At 67.4% G+C, this 24,737-nt stretch carries 27 protein-coding genes and 1 tRNA gene; 14 read left to right on the top strand and 14 right to left on the bottom strand.

Going from position 1 to position 24,737, the window contains the following annotated elements; translation table 11 throughout:
* Nucleotides 1-29: 29 nt before the first annotated feature.
* Entirely contained in the window at nt 30-833 is an 804-nt protein-coding gene (locus tag FHR04_RS01940) for a hypothetical protein (protein WP_139400384.1), read from the top strand.
* A 152-nt stretch (nt 834-985) separates the two neighbouring features.
* Here the strand turns inward: FHR04_RS01940 and FHR04_RS01935 are convergent, their stop codons facing one another.
* Both FHR04_RS01935 and glmS read right to left on the bottom strand, forming a co-directional pair.
* Entirely contained in the window at nt 986-2,134 is a 1,149-nt protein-coding gene (locus tag FHR04_RS01935) for an O-antigen ligase family protein (protein ID WP_139400382.1), read from the bottom strand.
* A 138-nt stretch (nt 2,135-2,272) separates the two neighbouring features.
* On the bottom strand, nt 2,273-4,093 hold the full coding sequence (glmS, locus tag FHR04_RS01930) for a glutamine--fructose-6-phosphate transaminase (isomerizing) (protein WP_139400380.1): 1,821 nt from the start codon (nt 4,091-4,093) through the stop codon (nt 2,273-2,275).
* 502 nt (nt 4,094-4,595) lie between these two features.
* Between glmS and FHR04_RS01925 the strand changes: the two genes are divergently transcribed.
* The 4 genes from FHR04_RS01925 (at nt 4,596) to FHR04_RS01910 (ending at nt 7,287) form a co-directional block, all read left to right on the top strand.
* Nucleotides 4,596-4,871 (top strand): FmdB family zinc ribbon protein, encoded by a 276-nt coding sequence (locus FHR04_RS01925; RefSeq protein ID WP_139400378.1) that lies wholly within the window; start codon nt 4,596-4,598, stop codon nt 4,869-4,871.
* Entirely contained in the window at nt 4,868-5,980 is a 1,113-nt protein-coding gene (locus FHR04_RS01920; RefSeq protein WP_039685246.1) for a S1C family serine protease, read from the top strand. The genes FHR04_RS01925 and FHR04_RS01920 overlap by 4 nt, the downstream gene beginning before the upstream one ends.
* Nucleotides 5,981-6,146: 166 nt before the next feature.
* Nucleotides 6,147-7,076, top strand: a complete 930-nt coding sequence (locus FHR04_RS01915; protein ID WP_139400376.1) for an SPFH domain-containing protein — start codon at nt 6,147-6,149, stop codon at nt 7,074-7,076.
* A 28-nt stretch (nt 7,077-7,104) separates the two neighbouring features.
* Nucleotides 7,105-7,287: a type II toxin-antitoxin system antitoxin gene (locus FHR04_RS01910; protein ID WP_039685244.1), complete on the top strand. Its 183-nt coding sequence runs from the start codon at nt 7,105-7,107 to the stop codon at nt 7,285-7,287.
* A 56-nt stretch (nt 7,288-7,343) separates the two neighbouring features.
* On the opposite strand, the gene FHR04_RS01905 is transcribed toward FHR04_RS01910, so the two are convergent.
* Nucleotides 7,344-7,634 carry a hypothetical protein gene (locus FHR04_RS01905; protein WP_039685242.1) on the bottom strand — a complete coding sequence of 97 codons (291 nt, stop codon included), beginning with the start codon at nt 7,632-7,634 and terminating at the stop codon, nt 7,344-7,346.
* Between the two features lie 93 nt (nt 7,635-7,727).
* Between FHR04_RS01905 and FHR04_RS01900 the strand changes: the two genes are divergently transcribed.
* From FHR04_RS01900 to FHR04_RS01890, 3 genes are read left to right on the top strand one after another with little or no spacing between them, the layout of a single operon-like run.
* Complete coding sequence (locus FHR04_RS01900) at nt 7,728-8,339, top strand: deoxynucleoside kinase (protein ID WP_039685240.1); 612 nt, start codon at nt 7,728-7,730, stop codon at nt 8,337-8,339.
* A 25-nt stretch (nt 8,340-8,364) separates the two neighbouring features.
* On the top strand, nt 8,365-8,988 hold the full coding sequence (locus FHR04_RS01895; RefSeq protein ID WP_139400375.1) for a deoxynucleoside kinase: 624 nt from the start codon (nt 8,365-8,367) through the stop codon (nt 8,986-8,988).
* Nucleotides 8,936-9,835: a hypothetical protein gene (locus FHR04_RS01890; protein ID WP_249038921.1), complete on the top strand. Its 900-nt coding sequence runs from the start codon at nt 8,936-8,938 to the stop codon at nt 9,833-9,835. Before FHR04_RS01895 ends, FHR04_RS01890 begins: the two co-directional genes overlap by 53 nt.
* On the opposite strand, the gene FHR04_RS20840 is transcribed toward FHR04_RS01890, so the two are convergent.
* Complete coding sequence (locus tag FHR04_RS20840) at nt 9,836-10,006, bottom strand: hypothetical protein (RefSeq protein ID WP_169745420.1); 171 nt, start codon at nt 10,004-10,006, stop codon at nt 9,836-9,838.
* Between the two features lie 92 nt (nt 10,007-10,098).
* Nucleotides 10,099-11,355 (bottom strand): S8 family serine peptidase, encoded by a 1,257-nt coding sequence (locus FHR04_RS01885; protein ID WP_260170076.1) that lies wholly within the window; start codon nt 11,353-11,355, stop codon nt 10,099-10,101.
* Between the two features lie 80 nt (nt 11,356-11,435).
* Here FHR04_RS01885 and FHR04_RS01880 point away from each other — a divergent pair, with 80 nt between their 5' ends.
* The gene (locus tag FHR04_RS01880; RefSeq protein WP_139400371.1) at nt 11,436-12,209 is read left to right on the top strand and encodes an SDR family NAD(P)-dependent oxidoreductase; all 774 of its coding nucleotides are present in this window, start codon (nt 11,436-11,438) and stop codon (nt 12,207-12,209) included.
* Nucleotides 12,210-12,220: 11 nt separating this feature from the next.
* Here FHR04_RS01880 and FHR04_RS01875 read toward each other — a convergent pair whose 3' ends face one another.
* The 4 genes from FHR04_RS01875 to rplU form a co-directional block, all read right to left on the bottom strand.
* Nucleotides 12,221-12,880, bottom strand: coding sequence for a potassium channel family protein (locus FHR04_RS01875; RefSeq protein ID WP_039685229.1), 660 nt, complete (start codon nt 12,878-12,880; stop codon nt 12,221-12,223).
* Nucleotides 12,881-13,031: 151 nt separating this feature from the next.
* Nucleotides 13,032-14,405 carry a TrkH family potassium uptake protein gene (locus FHR04_RS01870; protein ID WP_139400369.1) on the bottom strand — a complete coding sequence of 458 codons (1,374 nt, stop codon included), beginning with the start codon at nt 14,403-14,405 and terminating at the stop codon, nt 13,032-13,034.
* 112 nt (nt 14,406-14,517) lie between these two features.
* A complete protein-coding gene (rpmA, locus tag FHR04_RS01865; RefSeq protein ID WP_039685227.1) occupies nt 14,518-14,802 on the bottom strand; it encodes a 50S ribosomal protein L27 in 285 nt (94 codons plus the stop codon).
* A gap of 16 nt (nt 14,803-14,818) precedes the next feature.
* The gene (rplU, locus tag FHR04_RS01860; RefSeq protein ID WP_039685225.1) at nt 14,819-15,121 is read right to left on the bottom strand and encodes a 50S ribosomal protein L21; all 303 of its coding nucleotides are present in this window, start codon (nt 15,119-15,121) and stop codon (nt 14,819-14,821) included.
* Between the two features lie 383 nt (nt 15,122-15,504).
* Here rplU and FHR04_RS01855 point away from each other — a divergent pair, with 383 nt between their 5' ends.
* The 4 genes from FHR04_RS01855 (at nt 15,505) to FHR04_RS01840 (ending at nt 18,941) form a co-directional block, all read left to right on the top strand.
* A complete protein-coding gene (locus FHR04_RS01855; protein WP_139400367.1) occupies nt 15,505-15,867 on the top strand; it encodes a YkvA family protein in 363 nt (120 codons plus the stop codon).
* A gap of 83 nt (nt 15,868-15,950) precedes the next feature.
* The gene (locus tag FHR04_RS01850; protein ID WP_139400364.1) at nt 15,951-16,721 is read left to right on the top strand and encodes a hypothetical protein; all 771 of its coding nucleotides are present in this window, start codon (nt 15,951-15,953) and stop codon (nt 16,719-16,721) included.
* Nucleotides 16,722-16,816: 95 nt separating this feature from the next.
* Nucleotides 16,817-17,479, top strand: a complete 663-nt coding sequence (locus FHR04_RS01845; protein ID WP_139400362.1) for a response regulator transcription factor — start codon at nt 16,817-16,819, stop codon at nt 17,477-17,479.
* A gap of 76 nt (nt 17,480-17,555) precedes the next feature.
* Nucleotides 17,556-18,941 (top strand): sensor histidine kinase, encoded by a 1,386-nt coding sequence (locus FHR04_RS01840; RefSeq protein ID WP_139400683.1) that lies wholly within the window; start codon nt 17,556-17,558, stop codon nt 18,939-18,941.
* 94 nt (nt 18,942-19,035) lie between these two features.
* On the opposite strand, the gene FHR04_RS01835 is transcribed toward FHR04_RS01840, so the two are convergent.
* The 5 genes from FHR04_RS01835 to FHR04_RS01815 all read right to left on the bottom strand — a co-directional run bounded on the left by FHR04_RS01835 (nt 19,036) and on the right by FHR04_RS01815 (nt 22,620).
* Nucleotides 19,036-19,749, bottom strand: a complete 714-nt coding sequence (locus FHR04_RS01835; RefSeq protein WP_139400359.1) for a hypothetical protein — start codon at nt 19,747-19,749, stop codon at nt 19,036-19,038.
* Between the two features lie 278 nt (nt 19,750-20,027).
* A tRNA-Trp gene (locus FHR04_RS01830) sits at nt 20,028-20,103 on the bottom strand.
* A gap of 111 nt (nt 20,104-20,214) precedes the next feature.
* Nucleotides 20,215-20,805: a 2'-5' RNA ligase family protein gene (locus tag FHR04_RS01825; protein ID WP_139400357.1), complete on the bottom strand. Its 591-nt coding sequence runs from the start codon at nt 20,803-20,805 to the stop codon at nt 20,215-20,217.
* A 73-nt stretch (nt 20,806-20,878) separates the two neighbouring features.
* Nucleotides 20,879-21,547, bottom strand: a complete 669-nt coding sequence (locus FHR04_RS01820) for a helix-turn-helix transcriptional regulator (RefSeq protein ID WP_052195500.1) — start codon at nt 21,545-21,547, stop codon at nt 20,879-20,881.
* Nucleotides 21,544-22,620, bottom strand: a complete 1,077-nt coding sequence (locus FHR04_RS01815) for an Mrp/NBP35 family ATP-binding protein (protein WP_139400356.1) — start codon at nt 22,618-22,620, stop codon at nt 21,544-21,546. The genes FHR04_RS01820 and FHR04_RS01815 overlap by 4 nt, the downstream gene beginning before the upstream one ends.
* 222 nt (nt 22,621-22,842) lie before the next feature.
* Between FHR04_RS01815 and FHR04_RS01810 the strand changes: the two genes are divergently transcribed.
* Nucleotides 22,843-24,585 (top strand): hypothetical protein, encoded by a 1,743-nt coding sequence (locus FHR04_RS01810; RefSeq protein ID WP_139400354.1) that lies wholly within the window; start codon nt 22,843-22,845, stop codon nt 24,583-24,585.
* Nucleotides 24,586-24,737: the final 152 nt, after the last annotated feature.

Genomic DNA, 24,737 nt, shown 5'->3' with positions numbered 1-24,737 from the left:
TTTCGGATGGAGACAACCTGTTTCGCAGTATGACCGGGTCCTCAAGTTCCATTGCGTTTCCTTCTGATCAGGCCAAATACCTGCTCCTGCGCTTTCAGCTCTTCTCACCTGCCACGGATGTCAGGTCAGAGGTTTATTTGAACGGCACGCTTTTGGGTGAGACCCGTTTTCCCAGAAACCATTATGCTGGCGTAACTGAAATGGGTGGGTTCACTCGGCAAGGCCAGAATGTCCTGACCATCGACTACCACTGTGGGGGGCAGACGTGCAGGACGCCAGTCTTACAGTATTGGACCAGCCTGGAGTTTCGCCTTCCTGTGAACACGCATGCGAGGGAGCAAGTCGGTCTTGCCGCTGAGCGCTGGCAGCTGAATGTGCCGGACACGCCACTGAACATCATTGGCGCGAGCCCAATGCTTTTTGATGGGGCCAATTATTTTCGTCAGGTCAAGGGGGAGGGCTTTCGGCTGAGCTGGGCTGAACACGCCCGTCCCCTCAACGTCACTTTTCAGATTGAGGCTGCCGAGCCAGTGCGGGTGATCAGTCGCGTCGGCGAGCAGACGGTCTCGGTGGTCTCATCGGAGGCTCGGGAGGAGGGACGGCAGACGGTGTCTCCCGCCGTATCGCTGCTGACTCATGGTGAAGCCCAGGCGCTAAACGTCGAAATCCAGTGTCTGCAATCAGGAATAGGTTGCGCTGCCCTCTATTTTCCCAGTGTGACGGTGCTTCCAGAGCCGGTGAATGCGCCGTTTCATGCATGGGCGGCGGTCCTGGTGGCGGCCCTTCTTATTCTGGTCCTCAAATTTCTTCTGAATCTGCGGCGCATTTGGTAGTGAAGATGTGTATGGGGCGCGGGGCTGACAGATACAGCAGGCTGCGCTCCTTTACTCTTCCTGTTCTGCAGGAAGCAGGTCTCACGGCTTCTGCTCCCTCGGCGGTCCAAAAGGGTGGGTTGGCTTCGTCAGCGCTGTGCGTAATAGCTGGCTTATGATGTTGGCGCCGGAATAGTCCGTATTCTCAGACTGAGACCCACGCCCACCCACCACAGTTCAGCAAAGTGCTGGCTGGGAACAGCAATCACCACATCCACCACGTTCATGGCTGTAAAACCGTAGAGCACTGCGACGATCAGGAGGTCACCCATCAGCGCAGCACGCCACAGCGCGTACCCCATGACGCTCAGCAGGCCCAGTGTACCGACCACACCGGTTTCCAGCATCCAATGCAGCCAAGCGTTGTGGGCAATCAGCCACACGCTCGACCAGCGACTCAAACCATCAGGACAAGCGACGTCGTTCCGGGCCAGGGTGGGGGTCAGTTGACAGCCATCCTTAAACAGGTAGGTCAGGTAAGGGCCGCCCTGATAGGGCCCGACGCCCCCTACTGGCGAAGTTTGCCAGCCCTGTACGGCGTCACGCCAGACAAATTCGCGCCCGCTGGTCTGGTCGTTGAGCAGTCGTTCGACGGGTTTGAATGGGATATTCAGTGTGGTGTTCAGGGTGGCCAATGCCAGAATCAGTGCGGCCGGCAGGAGTACCCACCATTGTCGCCCACGCCTTGCAAAGACCAAGGCGGCCACAGTGCCCACCCCCAGCGCCAGCAGCGGCCCCCGGCTGCCCGCCGCCAACAGGGTCACCAGCGCCAGCGCCCCGGCGGGCCAGCGCCACCAGCCCCCGCCCCGCCAGAACACGCTGATCCACAGGGCCACCACCGCCACCAGCCCCAGCGAAACCACGTAATAGTACGGGTGGCCCAGCCGCTCCTGAACCCCGGTCCAGCCCTGGGTGAACAGCGTGTAGCCCCAGGCGGTCCCAAAGATCACCAGCTGGCCCCACAGCAGCGGCCGCAGGTTGCGGCTCTCGCGCAGATACACCCCTGCCGCGATCATCGCCAGGATCAGCAGGGTTCGGGCGGCGGCCAATCCCAGCGACAGCAGCGGGCGCGGCGTGAACAGCGCGGCCACCAGCTGGGTGCTGGCGAAGAAAAAGAGAATGTACCGGGCGGTCAGCGGCAGCGTTCTGAGCCGGCCCAGCGCACCGAAGGCTGCCAGATACAGGGGTGGAAAGACGGGAATCAGCGCGATCAGCCAGCTCACCTGACGGGGCGGTGTGACAGGGTGGGAGCGGGAACTCACGCGGCAGTGTAGGGCATCTGGCGAAGGGCCTTCCACAGCACGGGCTGAGCGCAAAAGCCAGAGGGCCTGGCCGCGCGAAAACTTGCGCGGCCAGGCCCAGAGTCTTCACTATTTTGAGAAATTACAGCTCCTGCCGTCTTACTCCACCGTCACGCTTTTCGCCAGATTCCTCGGCTTGTCCACGTCCTTGCCCAGCGCCGTGGCCGTGAAGTAGGCCAGCAGTTGCATCGCCACCGCGTTGACCACCGGGCTGACCATCTCGTGGGCGCGGGGCACGTAGATCACGTCGTCGCCGTGGCGGGCGTTCTCGGTGTCGCCGTCGCTCAGGAACAGGATGACCTTGCCGGCGCGGGCGCGCACCTCCTGCACGTTGCTGATGGTCTTTTCCAGCAAGCGGCTCTCGGTGGCGATCACGGCCACCGGCAGATTGGCGTCGATCAGGGCAATCGGGCCGTGCTTCATCTCGCCCGCCGCGTAGGCCTCGGCGTGGATGTAGCTGATCTCTTTGAGCTTCAGCGCGCCCTCGTAGGCGGTGGGGCTGTTGACGCCGCGCCCCAGGAACAGGTAGTCGCGGGCCTGGTGGTACTTCTCGGCCACCTGCTTAATGGCCTCCACCCGTTCGGGGGCCAGCGCTTCCTCCACCAGCCGGGGCAGCTCGCGGGCCGCCTTGAGCAGCTCGGCGCCCTGCTCCTCGCTTAACGTGCCGCGCGCCCGGCCCAGCCAAAGTGCGAGCATCACGAAGGCGCTGACCATCGAGGTGTACGCCTTGGTGCTGGCGACGCCGATTTCCGGCCCGGCGTGGATGTACAGCGTGTCGTCCAGCTCGCGGGTCATGCTGCTGCCCTTGGCGTTGATCACGCCCAGCGTTTTCGCGCCGTGCTTCTTGGCCTCGCGCAGGGCTTCGAGGGTGTCGATGGTCTCGCCGGACTGGCTGACCACAATCGCCAGCGTGTGTTCGGACACCAGCGGATCGCGGTAGCGGTACTCGCTCGCCACGTCCACCTCCACCGGAATGCGGGCCAGTTGCTCGATCAGGTATTCGCCCACCAGCCCGGCGTAAAAGGCAGTGCCGCAGGCGATGATGCTGATGCGCTTGAACGAGGAGGGATCGAGGTTGATGTCCAGATTGACCTCGCCGGTGTCGTCGTGCAGGCGGCCGATCAAGGTGTTGGTCAGGGCGGTGGGCTGCTCGTAGATTTCCTTGAGCATGTAGGTGTCGTACCCGCCCTTCTCGGCGGCCTCGGCGTCCCAGTCGATGTGTTCCACGGCGCGCGTCTGCTCGTTGCCGTCCAGATCGGTCACGCGGAAGCCGTCGTCGTTCAGCACCACCATGTCGCCGTCGTGCAGGAAGACCATCTTGCGGGTGTAGGCCAGCAGGGCCGGCACGTCACTTGCCAGGAACATCTCGCCCTCGCCGACGCCCATCACCAGGGGGCTGACCGTGCGGGCCGCGACGATCTCGCGGTGATCGACGTGCGTGACCACGATGCCGTAGGCCCCACGCACCTGCCCCAGCGCCGTGCGAACGGCTTCGTACAGGTCACCGCTGTACGCCTCCTCGATCAGGTGGGCCAAGACCTCGCTGTCGGTCTCGCTCTTGAACTCGTGGCCGCGCGACATCAGGGCCTCTTTCAGCTTCAGGTAATTCTCGATGATGCCGTTGTGGATGATGACGATCTGGCCGTCCTCGGTGGCGTGTGGGTGCGCGTTGGTGTCGTTGGGCAGCCCGTGGGTGGCCCAGCGCGTGTGCCCGATGCCCAGCGTGCCGCTCAGGGGCGCGCTGCCCAGTTCCGCTTCCAGGTTGGCGAGTTTGCCCGCCTTCTTCTTGACCGCGATGCACGCGCCGTCGCCAATCGCCACGCCCGCGCTGTCGTAGCCCCGGTATTCCAGCTTGGAGAGGCCCGAAATCAACACGTCCTGCGCCTGCCTGCTGCCGATATAACCCACGATTCCGCACATAAGAACTCCGCCCCGCCTCTTCAGGTGAAAAGTACGGGAATGCCTGTGTCATTTTGTCGGGTCGTGTCCGGCCTTATGCCCGCGTTACCGCTGGGTTTATCGCCGCGACTTCCCGCATCTGCTGTGCAGACCCGGCGGGTAGGTGTCGCCCACACCTGGAGGCATCCGCAGAAAAATCGCTGACCTCCACCTCGTTTCCCACCCAGACGTTGCGGGTGGGCCTTGCGCTGCCCTGTTGGTGCAAAGCCCCCGGCATGAGAGGGGTTTGCCGCCAGATCATAACATCCCTATGTGGCCTCCGGTGAGCACAATGCTCAGGTGACGCGGGTCACTATCGCTGCCCGGCTGTCCCGGCGAACCGCACAGTGAGGGCCGTCTCCCGTTTGTCCCGGCTGCGCTTGCTAGGCTATACGCCGGTTGGGCCGCTGTACGGAGAATTCCTGTCCGGCCCGCTCCCCGATCTGCTTCCCCCGCCCACCTCCCCGCTTCAAGGAATCCTGCCATGCCCACCTACCTGTACAAGAACACCGACACCGGAGAAATCTACGAGTTGCGCCAGAGCATGCGCGACGACGCCTACACCGCCCATCCCGAAACCGGCGTGCCGATCAAGCGCGTGCTGGCGCGGCCCAGCATCGCCTTTAAGGGCAGCGGCTTTTACGCCAACGACTCGCGCCCCCGCGAAAAGTCCGAGGGCGGCGGCAGCAGCGAGAGCAAGCCCGCACCCAAAACCGAGAGCAAGAGCGGGGCCAGCAGCAAGGGCGGCGGCGAGGGGTGAACGCTGCCCGCGTTGTGGGTGCGGCGCTGCTGCTGACGGCGGCCGTGGCGGGCGCGTATGTCACGGGCCGGGTCAGCGCCCAGCGCGCCCTGGTCACGCCGGACGAGATCAACACCGTCGAGGTCACGCAGAACGCGCTGCAGGCGGTGGTGCGGATCGACAACCGCCTGCAGCGCGATCAGCTCCAGCCCGGCGACGATCCGGTCGAGACCGGCACCGGCTTTTTCTACAAGAAAGACCTGATCGTGACCAACTACCACGTCATCGAGTTTCAGGACTCGCTGAGCGTCACGCTGTACAACGGGCGCAAGGTCTCGGCCAAGATCGAGGGCGTCGATCCGGGCATCGATATCGCCATTCTGCGCGTGACCGGCGTGACGGCTCCCAAGACGCTGAGCTTCGGCAGCAGCGCCCGCCTGATTCCGGGGCAGAAGCTGACCGCGATGGGCACGCCCCTCAAGATTCCCAACTTTGTCAGCACCGGGATCTTCAGCGTGATGGCGACGGCGGACAACGTGCCGCGCAACGACCCGCTGGGAACGGAAATCGGCGAGTACCTGATGACCACCGCCAGCATCCAGCAGGGCAACAGCGGCGGCCCGCTGCTGGATTCGCGCGGCTTGGTGGTGGGGGTGGCCGACGCCAACGCGGCCCCTAACAACCTGATCCCCGGCGTGATCGGCATCGCCATTCCCGGCGATCTGGTCAAGCAGAGCCTGGACGATCTGGAGAAGATCGGGGTTCCGCAGCGCGGCACGCTGGGCGCCACCCTGATCGATCTGTCCACCCTGCCGCCGGCCCTGCGTCAGCTCGCGGGCCTGTCGAGTTCCGAGGGCGCGCTGGTCATGGACGTGCCGGCGGGCAGCGCCGCCGCCCGTGCGGGGTTGCGCGGCAGCCTGCGCAACAGCAGCGATCAGTTGCTGGCCCCGCTGGGCGACATCATCGTGGCGGTGGACGGCGTGCGCGTGCAGAACTCCTTTGACGTGACCCGGCTGGTGGCCGCCAAACGTCCCGGTCAGACCGTGAATCTGCGCGTGTGGCGCAACAAGAAGAGCGTGGACGTGAAGGTCACGCTGCTCAAGCGGACGTTGCAACAGACTGGACGCTAGAAGCTCGGCGGAGATCGAAAAGGGGAGACGGGAGGCGGTATGGCCCCGTCTCTTCTGCTGTTTGCGGGCAGGACGAGCGGTAGGCTCTGCGGCTGCTCCTTCGCCGGGAACTTTTTCTTTCCATCCTCGTATCACAGTGATATCACCCTGAGAGGAGGGAACCGGTATGAGTGAACTGAAAAAAGCGTCCCTGGAAAGAGCGCCGGAAGTGGTCGGCCCCGAAGGTGGAATCTCCACCCGCAGCGGCGTGGCGAGCGTGGAGCGTCCCGCCTTTGGCCTGCCCGGTGTGCCGATCTTCCTGCTATGGCTGGCGCTGGTGGCCTTGGCGGTGTGGCTACTGGTGGCCGGTCGATTCCTGCTGAGCGTGGTGCTGGGCGCACTGCTGTTCTTCGCCGTGATCGGGTTTTTCATCGTGCAGCCCAATCAGGCCAAGGTGCTGACCCTGTTCGGGCGTTACGTGGGCACCGAGCGGCGCAATGGCATGTACTGGACGAACCCTCTGACGGTACGCAAGAACGTGTCGCTGCGCATTCGCAACTTCAACTCCGAGCGGCTGAAGGTCAACGACCTGTCGGGCAATCCCATCGAGATCGCCGCCGTGATCGTGTGGCGCGTGGTGGATTCGGCGCGGGCCACCTTCGACGTCGAGGACTACGCCGAGTTCGTCGCCATCCAGTCCGAGACGGCGCTGCGCCACCTGGCCTCGCAGTACCCCTACGACAACTACGAGGAAAGCGGCATGAGCCTGCGCGGCAACGCCGACGAGGTGGCCGAGGCGCTGGGCCGCGAACTGGCCGCCCGCTTAGGCCACGCCGGGGTGGAAGTGCTGGAAGCCCGGCTGTCGCACCTGGCCTACTCGCCGGAAATCGCCGGGGCGATGCTGCAGCGCCAGCAGGCCAGCGCGATCATCGCCGCCCGGCAGCAGATCGTGCAGGGCGCGGTGGGCATGGTGCAGATGGCCCTGCGCGAACTGGCTGATCAGAACATCGTGGAGCTGGACGAGGAACGCAAGGCCCAGATGGTCAGCAACCTGCTGGTGGTGTTGACCAGCGAGCGCGGCACCCAGCCCATCGTGAACGCCGGGAGCCTGTACTAGCGCGCCCCTGAAGGCAGAGGAGGCACGCATGGCCCGGAAGAATTACCCCCTGCGGATCAGCCCCGAACTCTACGCCGCCCTGGAACGCTGGGCCGCCGATGACCTGAGAAGCGTCAATGCCCAGATCGAATATTTACTCACCCAGGCAGCGCGCGAGGCGGGACGGCTGAAGCCAGGAGCAGAGCAGAAGAAGGCGGAGACGCCCGATTGACCAGAAATCCAAAAATAGGTGTGGGAGGCAGTGAATACTCGCCTCCTACACCTGTTCTACGTCCGTGAGAACCACACGAAGATGAACACCCAGGACACCACCGCCAGCCCCACGCTGAAGAGCAGGTAGTTGCGGAGCCACGGGCGAACCTCCACGAACTGCGGGCTGATCACGGCGGCGAGCAGCACGAACAGCGCGGGCGTGACCAGCAGGGCGGGCAGGGTGATCCCGCTGGGGTAGATGAAGCCGGCGAAGAGCAGCGTGAAGATCAGCAGCGCCCCCGCCGCCGACAGCAGCCGCAGTTGCAGGGCCAGTTCAAAGGAGAGGCGGGCCGGTTTGCGGGACATGGCCCAGTGTAGCTGCCGGCCTCCTTCCGGTTGTTGTCAAGCCCGGCCCGGCCCCTTCCCCGGCGGCAGACCGCGCTATGCTCCCCCCTGGTTATGTATCTGGTGATTGAAGGCCCCATCGGGGTGGGAAAAACGAGCCTGGCCCGGCGGCTCTCGGCGCGCTACGGCGCGGAACTGAACCTGGAGGTGGTGGAGGAAAATCCCTTCCTGGCCCGGTTCTACGAGCAGCCGGAGGCCTACGCCTTCCAGGTGCAGGTGTTCTTCCTGCTGTCGCGCTTCAAGCAGCTCTCGGCGCTGGCCCAGCCGGGGCTGTTCAGCGGCAACGTGGTCAGCGACTACCTGTTCGCCAAGGACTTCATCTTCGCCGCCATGAACCTCAAGGACGCTGAATTCGCGCTGTACGAGGATCTGTACTCGCACCTGTCGCCGCGCCTGCCCACCCCCGATCTGGTGGTGTACCTGCGCGCCGACACCGACGAGCTGCTGCGCCGCATCGCCCGCCGGGGCCGGCCCTTCGAGCAGGACATGCAGGCCGCCTACCTGGCCGAGCTGACCGCCCGCTACGACGAGTATTTCCGCACCTACGCCGGGCCGCTGCTGACCGTGCAGGCTGGGGACATCGACTTTGTGGGCAACCCAGAACACGAGGAACTGATCCTGGCCCGTGTCCACGAGGCGCTGACGGCGGGGCAGGCGGCGGACTGATGCGCCGCACCCTAGGGAAGGGCTGATGTACCTCGCGGTCTCGGGCAACATCGGCAGCGGGAAAAGCACGCTGACGCGCATGCTCTCGGAGCGCTACGGGTTGCGCCCAGTGTACGAGCCCTATGCCGACAACCCGTACCTAGAAGACTTTTACCGCGACATGCGGCGCTATTCCTTCCACTCGCAGGTCTACTTCCTGTCGCGCCGGCTGGAGCAGCACCTGAATCTGGTGACGGGGGCGCGGTACGTCATTCAGGATCGCACCGTCTTCGAGGACGCCAACATCTTCGCCCGCAACCTGTTCGAAAGCGGCCAGATGGAGGCGCGCGACTGGGCCACCTACGGCGGGCTGTACGAGGGCATTCTGCCGGCCCTGCGCGTGCCGGACCTGCTGATTCACATCGACGCGGGGCTGCCCACCCTGCGCCGCCGCATCGCCCTGCGGGGCCGCAGCTACGAGCAGGACATTCCCGACGCGTATCTGGCGGGCCTGAACCGCCTGTACGACGCCTGGATCGCGGACTTCGACGCCTGCCCGGTGCTGCGCGTGCCTGGGGACGAGCTGGATTTCGTGGCCGATCCACACGCCTTCGAGCGTGTCTGCGCCCGTGTGGGCGCGCACGGCTTCGGCCTGCCGCTGCCGCGCTGACACGGTGCGCGTCCTGAACGTTCCGGTCTCCGCCGAGTTGCGGGCGCTGTGGCGCGGCTGGCTTGCCCCCGCACGCCAGCCGCTCTTTCTGACAGGGGAGGAGGCTGCCGCGTTTGATCTTCAAACCCTCCCGCGTGCCGAACTGACGCTGACGCCCGAGGAACGCGACACCCATGCCGTCTGGGGCATCTCGGCGGCGGCAGACCGGGTGGCGTGGCTCGAATTGGCCGACTGGCACGGCCTCGGGTCAAAGCGTCAGCGCGAGTTACTGGCGCTTCAAGTGGGGTACAAACGCGGTAACATCCCCCGCCGCCGCGACTTTGCCGATCTGCTGCCCGGCCTGCCGGAAGCCCACTTTCTCTGGACGCCTGATCGCCTGACCGACGCCGTGCTGCAACGCGTCGTCACGCTCAGCGCCGGAGACACCCCCTGTCAGAAGTCCGGGGTGCCGGAAAGCGTGTGGGAGGCGGCCTCCGCTCACCTGCCCCGTGTCCGTGAACTGGCTGGAACCTTCGCTCGCCACAGCGGCGCGAACTGCTTCGGCGCGGTGATGGGCGCGGCGGGCGTGCCTGGGGCCGAGAACGAATGGATGGGGCGCGAGCCGTTCGGGGCATTCTTGCAGGAGCGCACCCGTTCCGGTGGCGACGATACCCAGCCCGGCACGGTGCTGCTGTGGCGCAGCGCCGATGGGCTGGCCCAGCACGCCGCCGTCACGCTGGGGGAGGGCTGGGCCTTTCAGAAAGCGTCGCAGGTCTGGACGTCACCTCGCGTCGTGCTGCGCGTGAACGAGTTGAAACGGGCAGTGCGTCAGCGGGGCCAGCGTCGGAGTCGCCTGACTTTGCGCTAGCTATCTGCCCTTGCGGGTCAACTGGTACAGCGTGTAGGCGTTGAACACGGCCAGCACCAGACTGACAATCGCCAGCGGCCAGTTGTTCGTGGTCGCGAACCGGATGGTCAGGATGCCCCAACCGCACACCAGCGCCGTGACCAGCCAGATGCGCCATGCAGGAGCGTTCATGCTTGAAACCTCATGCGCCCATCCTAGCGGCCAGGACGCGGGACATGGGTTGGCGGACGAACAGTTGGGCGGCTTGCCGGGTCACCCCAGCTTCATTTTCCCAGGCTGGAGGCCAGCGCCGCGCGCACGGCGGCCCCGGCATTCAGGGTGCCGCTGCCGCAGCTGCGGGCCGGCTCGGGATCGCAGTGCCCGCCGGGAAACGGGGTGGCGGTGCGGGTCAGCAGGCCCCGCAGTTGCGCGGGCGTCAGGCGGGGGCGGGCGCTCAGGAGCAGGCTGGCGCCGCCGCTGACGTGTGGGGCGGCCATGCTGGTGCCGTCCGGCGTCCGCACGCCCCCCGGCCCGCTCAGGCTGCTGACCGGAATGCCGTGGCCGGTCTCGCCCCCCGGCGCGGCCAGGGCCACGCTGCGCCCCCAGTTGGCGTAGGCGGGGCGCGTGCCCACCTGCGTGGCGCTGGTCACGGTCAGCACGTTCCGGCACCCTGCGGGCGAGTAACCAGCCGCGTCCGCGCCGTCGTTGGCGGCCCCCACCACCACCAGCGCGCCAGCAGCGGTCACGGCATTGACCGCGTTCTGAATGCGGGCGTCGCAGCCAGTCAGCGGGATGAAGTCCGCGAACAGGCTCAGGTTCAGCACTTTCGCCGGGTTGGGATTGGCCGAGACGCCTGGCACCGCGATTCCCGCCGCCCAGCGCAGGCCATCAGCCAGATCCTGCGGATCGATCAGGCCGTCCACCCCCGCCACCCGCACGTGGACGATGCGCGCCGAGGGATTGATCCCGGCCATGCCCCGGCCGTCGTGGGCGGCGGCGATGATGTTGGCGACCACCTCGCCGTGGTAGGCGAACTGGCCCACCCCGCTGGCGTCTGCGTCCCGCCCATTGCCGTCCCCGGCCCGCGCGGGGTCACGCACGAAGTCGTAGCCGTTCACCACCCGTCCGGCCAGTTCCGGCGAGTTGACAAATCCGGTGTCCAGCACGGCCACGGTGATAGAGGGCGTCTTGGAGGTGCTGACCTTTCGCACCGTTTCGGGCAACAGCGTCCAGGCCTGCGGCATGCCGATGGTGGTCATGTCCCACTGGCGGGGGTACAGCGGATCGCCCGGCTGGTACGCGGCGGGCGGAGCGGGAGGCGTGACGGGCAGCGGCACCAGGGGCGGCGCGGGTTGGGGCCGGGTGGGCGCGGACGGCGCGATCTCGGGTGGGGGCTGTGTCGCTGGCGACTGAGGCCTGGGGGGTTGAGGCACGGGGGCGGTCTGCCCCGGCGGCAGTGCGGGAATGGTGCCCAGCGTGGCGGCCTGCCCCCCCACACTCAGCAGGGCAGCGCACAGCAGGGGCAGGGTGGAGGCGGACAGTTTCACCCCGTCAGTCTGCCGCTTGCGCCTGATGCCCGGCTGAGGAGCCGAGGTTCGCCCTGGGCGCTAGCATCCACGTCATGACTTCAAAAACATCGTCTGGCCGCCGTGTGGTGGTGCTGACCGGCGCGTCCAGCGGTATTGGGCTGGCGACGGCGCGTGAACTGGCAGGGCGCGGGCACGCGCTGGTGCTGGCCGCGCGCCGCGAGGATCAACTCACTGCCCTGGCCCGCGAACTCGATCCCAGCGGCTCGCGCGTGATCGCCGTGCCCACCGACGTGACCGACGCTGCCTCGCGCCGCGCCCTGATTGAGGCCGCCCACGCGCAGTTCGGGCGCATCGACGTGCTGATCAACAACGCCGGGGTCACGGTGGAGCGCGGCTGGTGGTGGGACGATTCCGATCCGCTGCGGGTGATTCGCGTCAACCTGGAAGCGCCCATCGAACTGGTGCGGCTGGTGCTGCCCCAGATGCGCTCGCGCGGCAGCGGCCACATCGTCAACATCGGCTCGGTGGCGGGGCGAGCGGCCACCAACGGCATGTACAGCGCCAGCAAATTCGGTATTCGCGGCTTCTCCCTGGGGTTGCGGCGCGAGCTGCTGGGCAGCGGCGTGGACGTCAGCCTCGTTTCTCCCGGCTTCGTGAAGAGCGAGATGACGGCCCGCGCCCGCCTGCCCATGCCGGGGCCGGAAGTGGTAGCCCGCGCCGTGGCCGGGGTGCTGGAACGCCCGCGCCGGGAAGTGACCGTGCCGGGCATCTACCGCGCGGTGGCGCTGCTGAACGGGCTGTTGCCTGGGCTGGCCGACCGCCTCGTGCGCCGGGTGGTAATCGCGCGGCGCTACGGAAGCCAGTGAGGGTTCAGGCTTTACTCTCCCAGATACCGCCGCAACTCGTCGATGTTGTGGCTGGTGCCGATCAACACCAGTTTGTCGTGGGGGCGCAGCTCATCCTCGGCGCGAGGGGTGACCTCGATCTTGCCCGAGCGGCTGACCGCGATGATCTGCACGCCGAAGCGCCCGGTCAGGTTCAGATCGCGCAGGCTGCCTTTGAGGCGCTCGTTGGCCTCGATTTCCACGATGGCGTAGTCGCCGCCCAGATCCAGCGTGTCCACGATGTTGGGTGTGGCGATCTGGCGGGCCAGCCGCACGCCCATGTCGTGTTCGGGCCGGATCACCAGATCGGCCCCGATACGCTCCAGCACGCGCCGGGCCATCTCGTCCACCGCCTTGGTCACCACGTAGGGCGCTCCCAGGCTCTTGGCGTTCATGGTGGCCAGGATATTGGCCTGCACGTCGGTGCCGATGGCCACCACCACCACGTCGAAGTCGCCCACGCCAATCGAGCGCAGCGCCCGCTCGTCACTGGCGTCCACGATGGCCGCGTGCGTCACCAGGTTCATCACCCGTTCCACGTTCTCCTCGTTGTGATCCACCGCCACAACTTCATGGCCCATCTCGTAGAGGGTGGTGGCAACGGCGGTGCCGAAACGGCCCAGGCCGATCACGAGGCATTGTTTGGTCTTCATGGGGTGGGGGGTTTCCTTTGGGTCGTGGGGATTTGATGGTGCGGTAGAGAGGTCTAAGGGTCTGAGAGTCTAAGGGTCAAAGCGAAAAGATGCTGGCTCCCGTCCTTGGACCTTTAGCCCCTTGACCCTTAGACGGCCTCGCAGAGGCCACTCACCCCACCAGAATATCCCGCTCCGGCGGGTACTTGATGTTGCGCTTCTGGGTGCTGCGCAGGCTGAAGGCCACCGCGAAGGTCAGCGGCCCGATGCGGCCCAGGTACATCAGCGCGGTCAGGATCAACAGGCCCGGATCGTTGAGCAGGTGGGTGGTGTTCATGCTCAGGCCCACGGTGGCGGCGGCGCTGACCGTCTCGAACAGCAGGTGCGTGAATCCCAGTTTGGGATTGGTGGCCAGCAGGGCAAAAAAGGCGGTGGCGACCAGCAGCGTGTACAACGTCGTAATGCTTCCGGCCCGCACCACGTTCTCGTTCAGCACCCGCCGCTGAAAGACGATCAGCTCGCCGCGCCCACGCACCATGTTCCATGCGCTGCCCACCAGAATGGCAAAGGTGCTGGTCTTGATGCCGCCCCCGGTGGAGCCGCTGTTGGCCCCGATAAACATCAGCCCGATCATGGTGAAGATGGTGGCGGTGTTCATGGCCTCGATGTTGACGGTGGAGAATCCGGCCGAGCGCGGTGTCACACTCTGAAAGAAGGCGGCCAGGAACTTGCCCGGTGTGGACAGCGCCCCGAGCGTCTTGGTGTTCTGCCACTCCACCAGGAGAATGACCAGCGTGCCCAGGGCCAGCAGAATGGCGGTGGTCAACACGGTCAGGCGACTGTAGACCAGCAGGCGGTTCTTGCGCGGGCTGAACAGGTGCGAGACGTAGTTGAGCTGCACCAGGAAACCCAGCCCGCCCAGAATCACCAGAACGGCCAGGGTCAGGCTGACCAGCGGGTCCTGTGCGTAGGGGGCCATGCCGCCGGCCAGCACCACGAAGCCGCCATTGTTGTACGCGCTGACCGCGTGAAAGACCGCCTGGTACAGTCCCTCGCCCAGCCCGTACTGCGGCACGAAGCGAAAGGACAGCAGCACCGCCCCCACCAGTTCGGTGACCAGCGTGTACGTCAGGATGGCCCGCAGCAGCGGCAGCACGCCGCCCACGCTCAGCGCGTTCAGCTGGGCCACCAGCCCCTGCCGCTCGCTGAAGTTCAACCGCCGACCCGTCAGGAAGGCGAACAGGGTCCCGAAGGTCAGGATGCCCAGCCCGCCGATCTGCACCAGAATGATGATGATGACCTGCCCCAGCCGCGTAAAGGCCTCGCCGGTGTCGGCCACCACCAGACCGGTGATACAGATGGCGCTGGTGGCCGTGAACAGCAGGTCGATGCTGGTCAGCGCCTGCGCCCCGGCCCGCTGAACCCCCGGCAGGTGCAGCAGTCCGGTACCGATCAGGATGCCTGCGGCGTACACCAGCGCCAGCAGTTGAGCGGGCGTCAGCCGGGCGCTCAGGGCGCGGCGGGGCAGGGGATCGGGGCGGCTCACAGGAGAGGGCAGTCTAAGAGGCGGGGGGCAGCGGGTCAAACCGGATATCCTTCAGGCAACACAAGGGGCCGGACACCCGCAGGTCTCCGGCCCTCATGGGGTGCGCCGTCAATCAGTCGGCAGCGATTTCGGTGGGGGCAGCGTTCACGGCTTCGATGCTGATGAAGCGGCCCGTGTTGCCCCGGTTGGTGAACACGACGCGGCCGTGCTCCAGCGCGAACAGGGTGTGGTCACGGCCCATGCCCACGCCGGGACCCGCCTTGAACTTGGTGCCGCGCTGGCGGACCAGGATGTTGCCGGCCTTGACGACTTCGCCGCCGAACTTCTTGACGCCCAGGTACTTGGGCTGGCTGTCGCGTCCGTTCTTGGACGAACCTACGCCTTTCTTATGTGCCATGTCGTTCTACCTCCCCTTAACCCTTGATCCCGGTGATCTTAATCGCCGTGAAATCCTGGCGGTGGCCGGTGCGGCGGCGGTACTGGATGCCGCTCTTGTACTTGCGGATGTAGATCTTGGGGCCACGGCCGTGTTCCACCACTTCGGCGTTCACCACGTAGTTGCTCACGGCGTCGCCGAACAGCGCGTTCTCGCCGCCCACGAAGATGGGGGTCAGGTCCAGCGTGTCGCCGGCCTCGCCTGCCAGGCTCTCCACGCGGATCACGTCGCCTTCCTGCACGCGGTACTGCTTGCCGCCGGTCTGAATAATTGCAAACATCGTCTACCTTCCTTGTGCTGCCGCCGCCGGAACGCTGCCGGACGTGGCCTCTCTTGCTGCCGCGCCCGTGAGGCGCAGCACACCAACTTGGAACTGTAACACAAACGGGACCGCCCCGTTGCCGTGTGGAAGAAAACCCTTCCAGACAACGGGGATGCACAGGTCACACGCCCCGGCAGGCAGGGCAAAAAGAGGTGTGGTGTGCGTGTTCCCGTGTCTGTGGAGGTGTCCTCGCGGTACACCTGGACTCAGTAATGAGCCGCGTTTTCTCTGTCCTCCGGCGCGGCCTGTTTTGGGGCCGCTGCGAAGACACAGCATAGCAAAGGAGGGCCGCGTTCGGCCAGAGGGGGGAACTTCATTTCGCCCCGCCGCGTACTGGGGCTGTGATCACCCGCCTCAAACCCATCTGGCGCGACGCGCTGGCCCTGCTGTTCGCGGTGTGGGACGCCCGCACGCCCATGACGGCGCGGCTGGGGGCGGTGCTGGCGCTGGCCTATGCCCTGAGCCCGGTTGACCTGATTCCCGATGCGATTCCGGTGCTGGGCCTGGGCGACGACTTGCTGGTGGTTCCGGCCATTCTGGCGGTGGCGGCCCGTTCGTTGCCCGCTCCGGTGCTATTGAGTGCCCGCGCCCGCAGCGCCGCGCTGCAAAGGCGTTTGCCGTGGCTGTTGCCCGCGTTGGGGGTCAGTTTGATTCTGGGCATGGTCTTGCTGGTCTGGGCGCTGTGGCGGGGCCTGAGCGGGTAGACGGGAGCCTGTGTTGACGGCCAGTTTTCAGAGCCCGCAAATCTGCACCTCGGCATCAAATATTCATGCTAATTTCGCGCCGTATGAAACCCCCCCTTGCCCTGCTGCTGGTGCCTGCCCTTCTGCTGGCCGCCTGTAACCCCGAAAAGCCGCCTGTCGTCAATGCCCTGAGTGGGACAATGGCGGAGGGCGAACTGGTCCCGGATTCCGAAAACAATAACAATCTGGTCTTCAAGAGCAGTGCCTGGACTGGGGGTGCCGGGACGGTCAAGACGGTGGTGCTGCCCGATATGTCCGATCTGGCTCTGATGCTGACATCCACGCCATTGAGTGCCGACGGAAAATTCTCTTTCGCCACTCTTCCAGCACCCCCAGCGGACACGCTCACCCCTATTTCGGCAGGCTCTCAGACACAGCCGGACTGCACAGGCGAAATCAAATTCAGTGATCCCGCAACACAGGGCATTGATCTGTTCATCTCGGTTAAAACGGATCTGCGGGCAGGCCTGGCGCGCCAGCTGGTCATCGATACCACTGGTAACATCACCAAGACTTCGGGGCTCGTCTATGTCGACAGGGATCTGAAAGTGAGCGGCACACTGCGCTGTACCTTTACTGGAACAGACAACCTCACTCGCGTCTCTGTCAACGACAACGATGTCCAGCTGCATAAAGGATGGAACTCCTTGGTCGGCTCAGTTAAGACGGAGACTGTCGGCACTGTCATGACCACCACCACCACGACAAGAGCAGGAACTCTGGGCGATGCCAAATGGTATCTGCTTGGGGGCAGCAGCGCTCAACCGCTCAGCCTGCAGAAGTCCAGGCTGCCTTCCTTCTCCTTCTTCCGCTGAATCCCCCTCCGCTCAAGGCCCGCCCGCTCCGTGCAGGCGGGTTTTTCGTTGTCGCCTAACCCCGCGTTAACCCGGCCCGCTACACTGGCGCCCATATGCGCTTACTGCTGGTGGAGGACGATCCGCGCATCGCCGAGCCGACGGTGGACGCGCTGCGCGAGGCGGGCTACGCCGTGACCTGGGCGCAGACTGGACCCGAGGGGCTGGAGGCCGCGCTGCTGGGCGACTTTCCTCTAATCGTGCTGGATGTGATGCTGCCCGGTCTGGACGGCTTTGAAATCGCGAGGGAACTGCGCGCTGGCGGCGTCGAAGCGGCCATCCTGTTCCTCACCGCGCGTGGCGATCTGGGCGACCGGGTGCAGGGGCTGGACCTGGGCGGCGACGCGTATCTGGTCAAGCCGTTCGCCGTGCCGGAGCTGCTGGCGACGCTGCGGGCGCTGTCACGCCGCGAGCGGGGGCAGACCGCGCCGCAGGTCTCGTTCGCGGACGGGCGCGGCGGGCTGGACACGGTGGCCCGCACGGTGGTCTGGGACGGCGCGGAGGTGGCGGTCACGGGCCGCGAATACTCGCTGCTGGAGGCCCTGGCGCTGACCCCCGAGCGCTGGTTCACCCGTGAAGAGCTGCTGGACCGCGTGTGGGGGCCGGAGTTTGGCGGCGAGGCCCGCATTGTGGACGTGTACGTGCGCTACGTGCGCCGCAAGCTGGCCCCCGAGGCCATCACCAGTGAGCGCGGGCGTGGGTACCGGGTGGAGCGGTGACGGCTGGGCTATGGGCCGCTGGGCGGCGGGCGGTGAGCCGCCGGGTGTGGGGACAGGTCATCGCCCCGCATCCGTGATGCGCCTGACCCTGCGGCTGCGGCTGGCGCTGTTCTCAGCGCTGGCCACCGGGCTGGCCGTGTTGCTGGTGGCGACGGGCCTGTTCTTCGCCGTCAACAGTTTTCTGCGCCAGGCCCAGGTCGAGCGGCTGCTGACCACCAGCGCGGTGATCGCGGTGCAGTTGGACGCCGCGCTGCAACGGGCCAGCGACCGCAACTGGCCTTTTGGCCTGACCAAGGTGGGCATCACGCAAGAAACCCTGGAAACGCTGATCGACACCCGGGGCCAGAACCGCACGGTGGAGGTCCGGCTTGAGCTTCCGGGCGGCGGCCCGCTCTCTGAAGTCCACACCACGCGCTTTCCGAGGGGCGTGCCGCTGGACCTGCCCCTGGGCGTGGGCGTCAGCGGCGATCAACTGCTGACCGTTCAGGACCTGCGTGGCTCGGACCTGCGCCTGACCGTGATCTCGGACGCGCGGGCGCTGGGCGAGGCGCGGGAGGCGTTCACGCGGGCGCTGGCGTGGCTGCTGCCGCTGGCGCTGCTGCTGGCGCTGGGGGTGGGCTTTTTTGTGGCGGGCCGGCTGCTGCGCCCGGTGCGGACCCTGGAAAATGCGGCGCGCGAGGTGGGCGAGGGCGCGCAGCTGCGCCGCCCCCTGCCCGGCGCGGGAGAGGACGACGAGCTGTCCCGGCTGGCGCTGACGCTACAGGGCACCTTTGCCCGGCTGGCCGACGCCCGTGACCGCGAGCAGGCGTTTATGCGGGCCGCCGCGCACGATCTGCGTAGTCCGCTGGCCGCCCTGACCGCCCGGGTGGAGGGCAGTCTGGCCCGTGACCGTGACCCGGCCCGCTACCGCACGGACCTGCAGGAGATCGGCACGGACCTCACCCGCCTGTCCACGCTGACCAACCACCTGCTGCTGCTGGCCCGTGACGCCTCACAGCTGGCCCGCGCGCCGGTGTCGCTGCGCGAGCTGGCCGCCGACGCCGTGGACCGCGCCCGCGAACTGGCCCCCGAGGCGGACGTGGACCTGATCGCCCCAGAGCCACTGACCGTGTTGGGGGACCGGGTGCTGCTGGGACAGGCGATCTGGAACCTGACCATGAACGCGGTGCGCCACGCTCCCGGCGCCACCGTGACGGTCACGCTGGGCCGGGCAGACGGGTGGGCCACCGCCACCGTCCACGACGACGGTCCCGGCGTGGACGCCGAGGTGCTGGCCCGGCTCGGCGAGGCCTTCTACCGCCCCGACGCCAGCCGCAGCGGCGAGGGCCACGGGCTGGGACTGGCGCTGGTCCGCCGCGCCGCCGAACTGCACGGCGGCACGCTGACCCTGCACAGCGCGCCGGGCGAGGGCTTCACGGCGGCGCTGCGCCTGCCGGTCTCCGCCGGGTCGGCCATCAGCTGAACCCCTCATGGGCAGCACGTGGTGGGCGCTGGCGGTTCCCCTGCTGGACGCGGTTTCCCATCCCGGTACGGGCTGATCTCCCGTGCCCTCACCCTCACTTCTTGCAGGTCAGCTGAACGCGCAGGCTGGGGTCTGGCACGCTGTACTTCACCCCTAGATAAGGGGGAAGGTCACTGTTGATCTGCAGGATGAACTTGCTGGGCTTCAGGGCCTGCGCCTGTGCCTCGGTCGTTCCCGTGGGGTAGGAAAAACGCAGGGTAAACGTGTTGACCCCGCCCTGCAGCACGTCCTGACTCCAGGGCTTCAGGAAATCAGAGTCGTTCAGGGCCAGGGTGCTGCCGTCCGTCAGGACCAGGGCCGGCTGGCTTCCGCCGCTGCTTGCCCCGAAGCCGGTGCTCATCAGGGAGGTGGTCTTCTGGGTGCCGTTTCGGACCTCAAGCTTGACCGCCCAGCCGGGCGTGTCTGGACCCCCGGGATCCGCAGTGTGAATCGGGCTGAGCGACACGACCTTGACGCGCCAGATGCCGTTGAACAGCGTCTGGTTGATACAGCCCTCAAGCGCCGTGATCTGGTTGGCCCCGCCGGCCGCTGTGGGGGCTGCCGAAGCGGCGCTCTTCTGGGTCAGGGTCAGGGTATTGCCCTTGACGCTGCCCGTGATGCCCAGCCCTTTCAGCGCCGAGAGCGGCACGTATGTCTCGCCGTTCATGACGACCGCGGGTTTGGTGGCGACCTGCCCATTGACGATGATGCTGTAACTGCCCGCCGCCAGGGCCAGACCTGTGAGCCCCAGGGCAAGTCCGCCGACCACTCCCCATCTCCTGCGTGTGACCATATTTTCCCCTGTGCCGCCAATCCCAAGGAGTGACACTGGTGGGCGCTCCGTCCCTGAGACGTGAACGCGAAGGGATCTACGCGGTACGGCTTCAGCATACCCTCCGGCCGCGGGAGCACCAGCACAAAGGGCCGGTGGATGTTCCGGCGGCGCTGAAGTCACCGCTCCACTGCCGCTGCCCTTGTGTGGGGTATGGAAGACCCGTGGGGTGATCTGAGACAACAAAAAACCCCGCATCATGCGGGATTTTTCTTTGGCGGGCCCTGCAGGACTTGAACCTACGACCCTCGGTTTTGGAGACCGATGCTCTACCAACTGAGCTAAGGACCCTCGCCCACTGCGGATCGGCCATCACCGCAAAATGCGGCACCGGCTCGCGGGCGTGTACAGGTTAGCAGAGGCGGGGAAACGGTGCAAGGCGGGTGGGCCTCTGCAGGCCGCCTAGCTCGGGGCGGCCCCGGCGTCGTTTCTCGGCGCCTCTTCTTCCGGGGGCAGGATCAGCGGGAAGGTGTGCAGTTCCTGCACCTCGCCCCGCTCCTCACGGGTCAGGCTCAGGGCCTGCACGGTGAAGCGGTCCAGCGGGGGCGTCAGGGCCTGCACCTGTTCCCACAGCAGGTCCTCGGCCCACGGCAGGATGCCCAGCGCCAGCGTCAGGTGCGGGCGGTAGTCGGCGCCGTCGTACGGGGCTCGGCTGGATGGCCCGATGCTCAGCACGCGGGCATGCAAATTGGCCAGCGCCGCGTCCAGCTCGAATTCCAAGAAGATCACGCCGCTCAGGCGTTTCCAGCCGCGCACCCGGACCTCCAGCGCCGGCTCGCCGCGCAGGCCCTCGCGGAAGGCCGCCACCAGTTCACTGCCCTCCAGGCTGGTCTGAAACGGGGCGCGTAGGTTCAGGTGGGGCAGGCCGAAGCCGCTCACGTTCAGCGCCGCCTGGGTGCGGCGCATCCAGGTGTCCAGCACCTGCGGCGGCCACGCCACCAGGCTGAACAGCGGCCGGGCCGGCTCAGGAAGGGGAGGCAGGGAGTGGGTCATGGCACAGTCCTGGGCCTACTGTACTCGCTCATGTTCCCGTCAGCCCTGCTCCGGTCAGCCTGGCCGGCCCGCGTCAGCCGACGATCCGGTAGCGGCACGCGCTCTGCCCACAGGCGATGCGGGTCTCGCGGACCACGGGCGTGCCCAGCAGGCCGGCGTACAGCTGCAGCTCGGAGTCGCACAGCTGGCCGTACTGCCGGGCCACCGTCAGGTTGGGGCAGTTGCGCTGGGTCAGGCACCAGTCCGGACCGTCCTGCTCCAGCACGGTGTCGAAGCCCATGTCGGTCAGCAGCGCCGCGAGCCGCTGAATGCGGTCTTCCAGCGGCAGATGGGTGGGCAGTTCAGTCTCCAGCCGCGCCGCGATCTCGGCGTTGCGGGCGTCCAGCACCTTCAGGACCGCGCCCTCGCCGAACAGGCCCTCGACGTGGCGCAGCACGTCCACGCACAGGCCGGAATAGGTGCGCGGAAAGGCCGCCTCGCCGCGCTCGGTCAGGCTGAAGACGTGCTGGGGCCGGCCGCGCCCGCCGGGCCGCTCGGTGCGCGACTGCAGCAGGCCCTGGTCCTGCAGGTCCCCCAGGTGACGGCGGGCCGCCGGAATGCTGACCTCCAGCCGCGCGGCCAGATCCTGCGCGGTCTGCGGTCCGTGGCGTTTGACCAGTTCCAGCAGCCGCACCTTGGTGCGTTCGGGCGGGGCAGGCGGCGGTGGTTCCGGGGCCGCCATGTGGGCCGCGCCGCCGCTCATACGACGGTCAGCTGGTCCGGCAGATCGGCCAGCGACTGCGCGAGTTCCTTGTTCACCGCCAGCACGCTGACCTGTCCGGCCAGATTGCGGGCCACCCCGATCAGCGCCCGTGCGGCGGGGGTGTCCGGATGCGCCAGCACGGCGGGGATTCCGGCGTCGCCGTCCTGACGCACTTCCATGTCGATCGGCACCTCGCCCAGCAGCGGGTACCCCTCGCCCAGCTTGCGGCTGCCCCCGCGCCCGAACAGGTCATAGACGTTGCCAGTGTCCGGCGCGACAAAGTAACTCATGTTCTCCACCACGCCCAGCACCGGCACGCTGGCCTTGCGGAACATATCGATGGCCCGCGCCGCGTCGATTAACGCCACGTCCTGCGGGGTGGTGACGATCACGGCCCCGGTGACCTGCACGGTCTGGGTCAGCGACAGCTGCACGTCCCCGGTGCCCGGCGGCAGGTCCACGATCAGGTAATCGAGTTCACCCCAGGCCGCGTCCTTGACGAACTGCTGCACCGCCGAATGCAGCATCGGCCCGCGCCACACCAGCGCCTGCCCGGCGGGGGAGAGGTTGGCCATGCTGATGAACTTCATCCCAAAAGCCTCGATGGGCTGCATCTTGCGCTCGGCGTTGGCGGTCACGCGGGCCGCCCCCTGCCCCAGCATGTGCGCCACGCTGGGACCGTACACGTCGGCGTCCAGCAGGCCCACCCGCGCGCCGTCCGCCGCCAGCGAGGCGGCCAGGTTCACCGCCACGCTGCTCTTGCCCACGCCGCCCTTGCCGCTGCCCACCAGCAGCACGTGCTTGACCCCCGGCAGCGCCGGTTGCGCGGCCATCCGCACGGTGGCGCCGAAGGTCACCACCGCCTCGCTCACGCCGGGCACGGTCAGCGCCGCCTCGCGGACCTCGCGCTCGATCTGGCCCTTGAGCGGGCAGGCCGGGGTGGTCAGGTTGACCTTGATCTGGGCCACGCCGCCGGTCACCTCGGCCCGCTCGATCATGCCCAGGGACACCAGATCGCGGTGCAGTTCCGGGTCGTTCACGGTGCTCAGGGCAGCCATCAAGGCGTCATGCATACGGCCATTAGTAGCGCAAAGCCGGGCTGAGGGACAAGCCACACGCTCACAGTGGGCGTGCCGTGGGATGGTTCTGGGGGCGCCGCATCTGGGGCGGGGGAGATGGGTGGAGACGGGCAAGAGGAGCCGGCACACGCCCTCGGCTCCGCCCTCCCACTGGCCCTGCTTTTTGCCGGCATTCCCTCTGCCGTCCTGCTGGGCAGGCCGTCTATACTGGGCCGTGTGAAGCCCATTGGCCCCTACGTGGCAGTTCAGGCCCTGCCTCCCCCGGCGAGTGGTGTGGCGGCGGCGGACAGCATGATCCAGACGCTGCGGGCCACCGACCGGCTGACCGGCATTCCGGTGCTGCTGCATGTGCTGCCCCAGGCCCAGAGCCTCCCCGAAGTGCCGGCTTCGCCGCACCTGCTGCCGGTGGTGGACAGCGGGGTAGACGGCGAGCAGGCATACCTGGTGACCGAACTGCCGCTGCAGGCCCATCCCGCCCTCGATCCGTTGCTGGCCGCACGCGGCGCACTGGCCGCGCTGGACACGCTGCATGGGCAGGGCCTGGCCCACGGCGGCGTGAGCCAGTCGCAGCTCTGGAACCACGACGGCGGCGTGGCGCTGGCCGGAGCGGGCCTGCCCTGGCGCGAGGACGCCACGCCCCAGGCGGACCTGAGCGATCTGGCCCTGACCCTGCAGGCCATGGGCGCGCTGCCCGAGGCCCTGGCCCCGCTGCGTGACCAGCCCGGCACCCTGAGTGCGCGTGCGGCGCTGGCGCGGCTGGCCGACGCGGCCCCGGATGGCCCGCAGGGTGTTGTGGCGGGGTCCGGTGGGTCCCTCCCCCCGGCAGCGGCGGCGCCACTTCCAGAACCGGGAACGCGTGGCGCTGACCCGACACGCACAGCAGAGGCCGTTGGCCTGTCCCGGACCCCGGCGGTCCGGGTGGTGGCCCGGTCCCAGGCGCAGGAAGCGGACGAGGGGCAGGCGGCGGCCTCTTCCACATCGGGTGTGGCCGCGCCGTCCGGGGCGGGTGGGCCAGAGCAACTGGCAGGCAAGGCCGAGCAAAAGGCGGCTGGGCAAGGGGAGGCCACCGGGCAACTGGGCCGTGACGCCCCGGCTCCGGCGCCTCTGGTGTCGCCCTTTTCCAATGCCCCCACGGGCCAGCCCGAGACGCCGCAGGAGCGCCGCAAGCGCCAGAACGACGAGCGGCGCGAGCAGGCCATGCTGGACAGTCAGGCCGCCGCCCAGCGCAAGGCCGCCCGGCTGAAGGCCCAGCAGGAAGAGGAGGCGCGCCACGCCGCCAGCGCGGCGGAACAGGCGGCGCTGGGGGTGCCGGTGCCCGAACCGTTCCAGATGGGCTTCGTGCCCACCCAGCCAGCGGGCGAGGCCCGCGCAGGAGCGGACGTTCAGAGCCGTCAGATCGAGCGCCTGCCCGCCTCGTTGCGCCGTCCGTCCGGCCCGCCGCAGGACGCGGTGCAGCGGCTCCCCGGCGGCGAGTCTGCTCCGGCCCGTGCCTCGGCGCGCAACCTCACGCCCATTCGCATCGGCTGGGACGAGGACGATTCCTGGCGGGTGGTGCGCACAGCGCCCGAGACGCGTCCCACCCCGCCGCTCATGCGCTGGGTGCCGCTGGCGCTGGCCCTAGTCGTGCTGCTGGTCCTGGCGCTGGTGTGGGCGCTGGGGGCCCGCACGCCCAGTGCCGCCGGCGCCGATCCGGTCAGCGCAGGCCGCAGCGTCTCCAGCCGGGCCGTCACCTTCACCGTGCGCGGCGCCGCCGGGGTCACGGCCCAGCTCAGCGTGGTCTCGGCCCCCGACGGCGCAAACCTGAACGCCGGTCAGAACCTGGGCGCCGTGCCCGGCCAGATCCAGTTCCCGGTGGAGGGCCCCTACCGCCTCAAGGTGGTGGCCCAGGGGTACCGCCCCGCCACCCTGGACCTCAAGGTTCCGCGCACGCAGCCCGTGACGATTGATCTGGGCAACTGAAAGCGGGGAAACGTCCCCACGTCTTCCAGCGCGACGCACGGAAAAATACAGGACAACAGCGGGTGATACGGACTCCGATTGGAAGGTGTTGAAAACACCTGACAATCCGAGCGAGACTCGCAGAGCTGCGCTAGCAGAGGAATAGCGTCCTC

Source organism: Deinococcus radiopugnans ATCC 19172 (genome assembly GCF_006335125.1).
Classification (GTDB): domain Bacteria; phylum Deinococcota; class Deinococci; order Deinococcales; family Deinococcaceae; genus Deinococcus; species Deinococcus radiopugnans.
Note: the sequence above shows the minus strand (reverse complement) of the source record. Positions and strands in the feature narration are given on the sequence as shown.

Coding starts and splice junctions, on each gene's coding strand:
- rpmA (WP_039685227.1), bottom strand. CDS start 14,802: ATGGCACATAAGAAAGGCGTAGGTTCGTCCAAGAACGGACGCGACAGC.
- FHR04_RS01915 (WP_139400376.1), top strand. CDS start 6,147: ATGAGTGAACTGAAAAAAGCGTCCCTGGAAAGAGCGCCGGAAGTGGTC.
- FHR04_RS01825 (WP_139400357.1), bottom strand. CDS start 20,805: ATGACCCACTCCCTGCCTCCCCTTCCTGAGCCGGCCCGGCCGCTGTTC.
- FHR04_RS01875 (WP_039685229.1), bottom strand. CDS start 12,880: ATGAAGACCAAACAATGCCTCGTGATCGGCCTGGGCCGTTTCGGCACC.
- FHR04_RS01845 (WP_139400362.1), top strand. CDS start 16,817: ATGCGCTTACTGCTGGTGGAGGACGATCCGCGCATCGCCGAGCCGACG.
- FHR04_RS20840 (WP_169745420.1), bottom strand. CDS start 10,006: ATGAACGCTCCTGCATGGCGCATCTGGCTGGTCACGGCGCTGGTGTGC.
- FHR04_RS01905 (WP_039685242.1), bottom strand. CDS start 7,634: ATGTCCCGCAAACCGGCCCGCCTCTCCTTTGAACTGGCCCTGCAACTG.
- FHR04_RS01880 (WP_139400371.1), top strand. CDS start 11,436: ATGACTTCAAAAACATCGTCTGGCCGCCGTGTGGTGGTGCTGACCGGC.
- rplU (WP_039685225.1), bottom strand. CDS start 15,121: ATGTTTGCAATTATTCAGACCGGCGGCAAGCAGTACCGCGTGCAGGAA.
- FHR04_RS01910 (WP_039685244.1), top strand. CDS start 7,105: ATGGCCCGGAAGAATTACCCCCTGCGGATCAGCCCCGAACTCTACGCC.
- FHR04_RS01925 (WP_139400378.1), top strand. CDS start 4,596: ATGCCCACCTACCTGTACAAGAACACCGACACCGGAGAAATCTACGAG.
- FHR04_RS01850 (WP_139400364.1), top strand. CDS start 15,951: ATGAAACCCCCCCTTGCCCTGCTGCTGGTGCCTGCCCTTCTGCTGGCC.
- FHR04_RS01840 (WP_139400683.1), top strand. CDS start 17,556: ATGCGCCTGACCCTGCGGCTGCGGCTGGCGCTGTTCTCAGCGCTGGCC.
- glmS (WP_139400380.1), bottom strand. CDS start 4,093: ATGTGCGGAATCGTGGGTTATATCGGCAGCAGGCAGGCGCAGGACGTG.
- FHR04_RS01820 (WP_052195500.1), bottom strand. CDS start 21,547: ATGAGCGGCGGCGCGGCCCACATGGCGGCCCCGGAACCACCGCCGCCT.
- FHR04_RS01940 (WP_139400384.1), top strand. CDS start 30: ATGACCGGGTCCTCAAGTTCCATTGCGTTTCCTTCTGATCAGGCCAAA.
- FHR04_RS01895 (WP_139400375.1), top strand. CDS start 8,365: ATGTACCTCGCGGTCTCGGGCAACATCGGCAGCGGGAAAAGCACGCTG.
- FHR04_RS01815 (WP_139400356.1), bottom strand. CDS start 22,620: ATGCATGACGCCTTGATGGCTGCCCTGAGCACCGTGAACGACCCGGAA.
- FHR04_RS01900 (WP_039685240.1), top strand. CDS start 7,728: ATGTATCTGGTGATTGAAGGCCCCATCGGGGTGGGAAAAACGAGCCTG.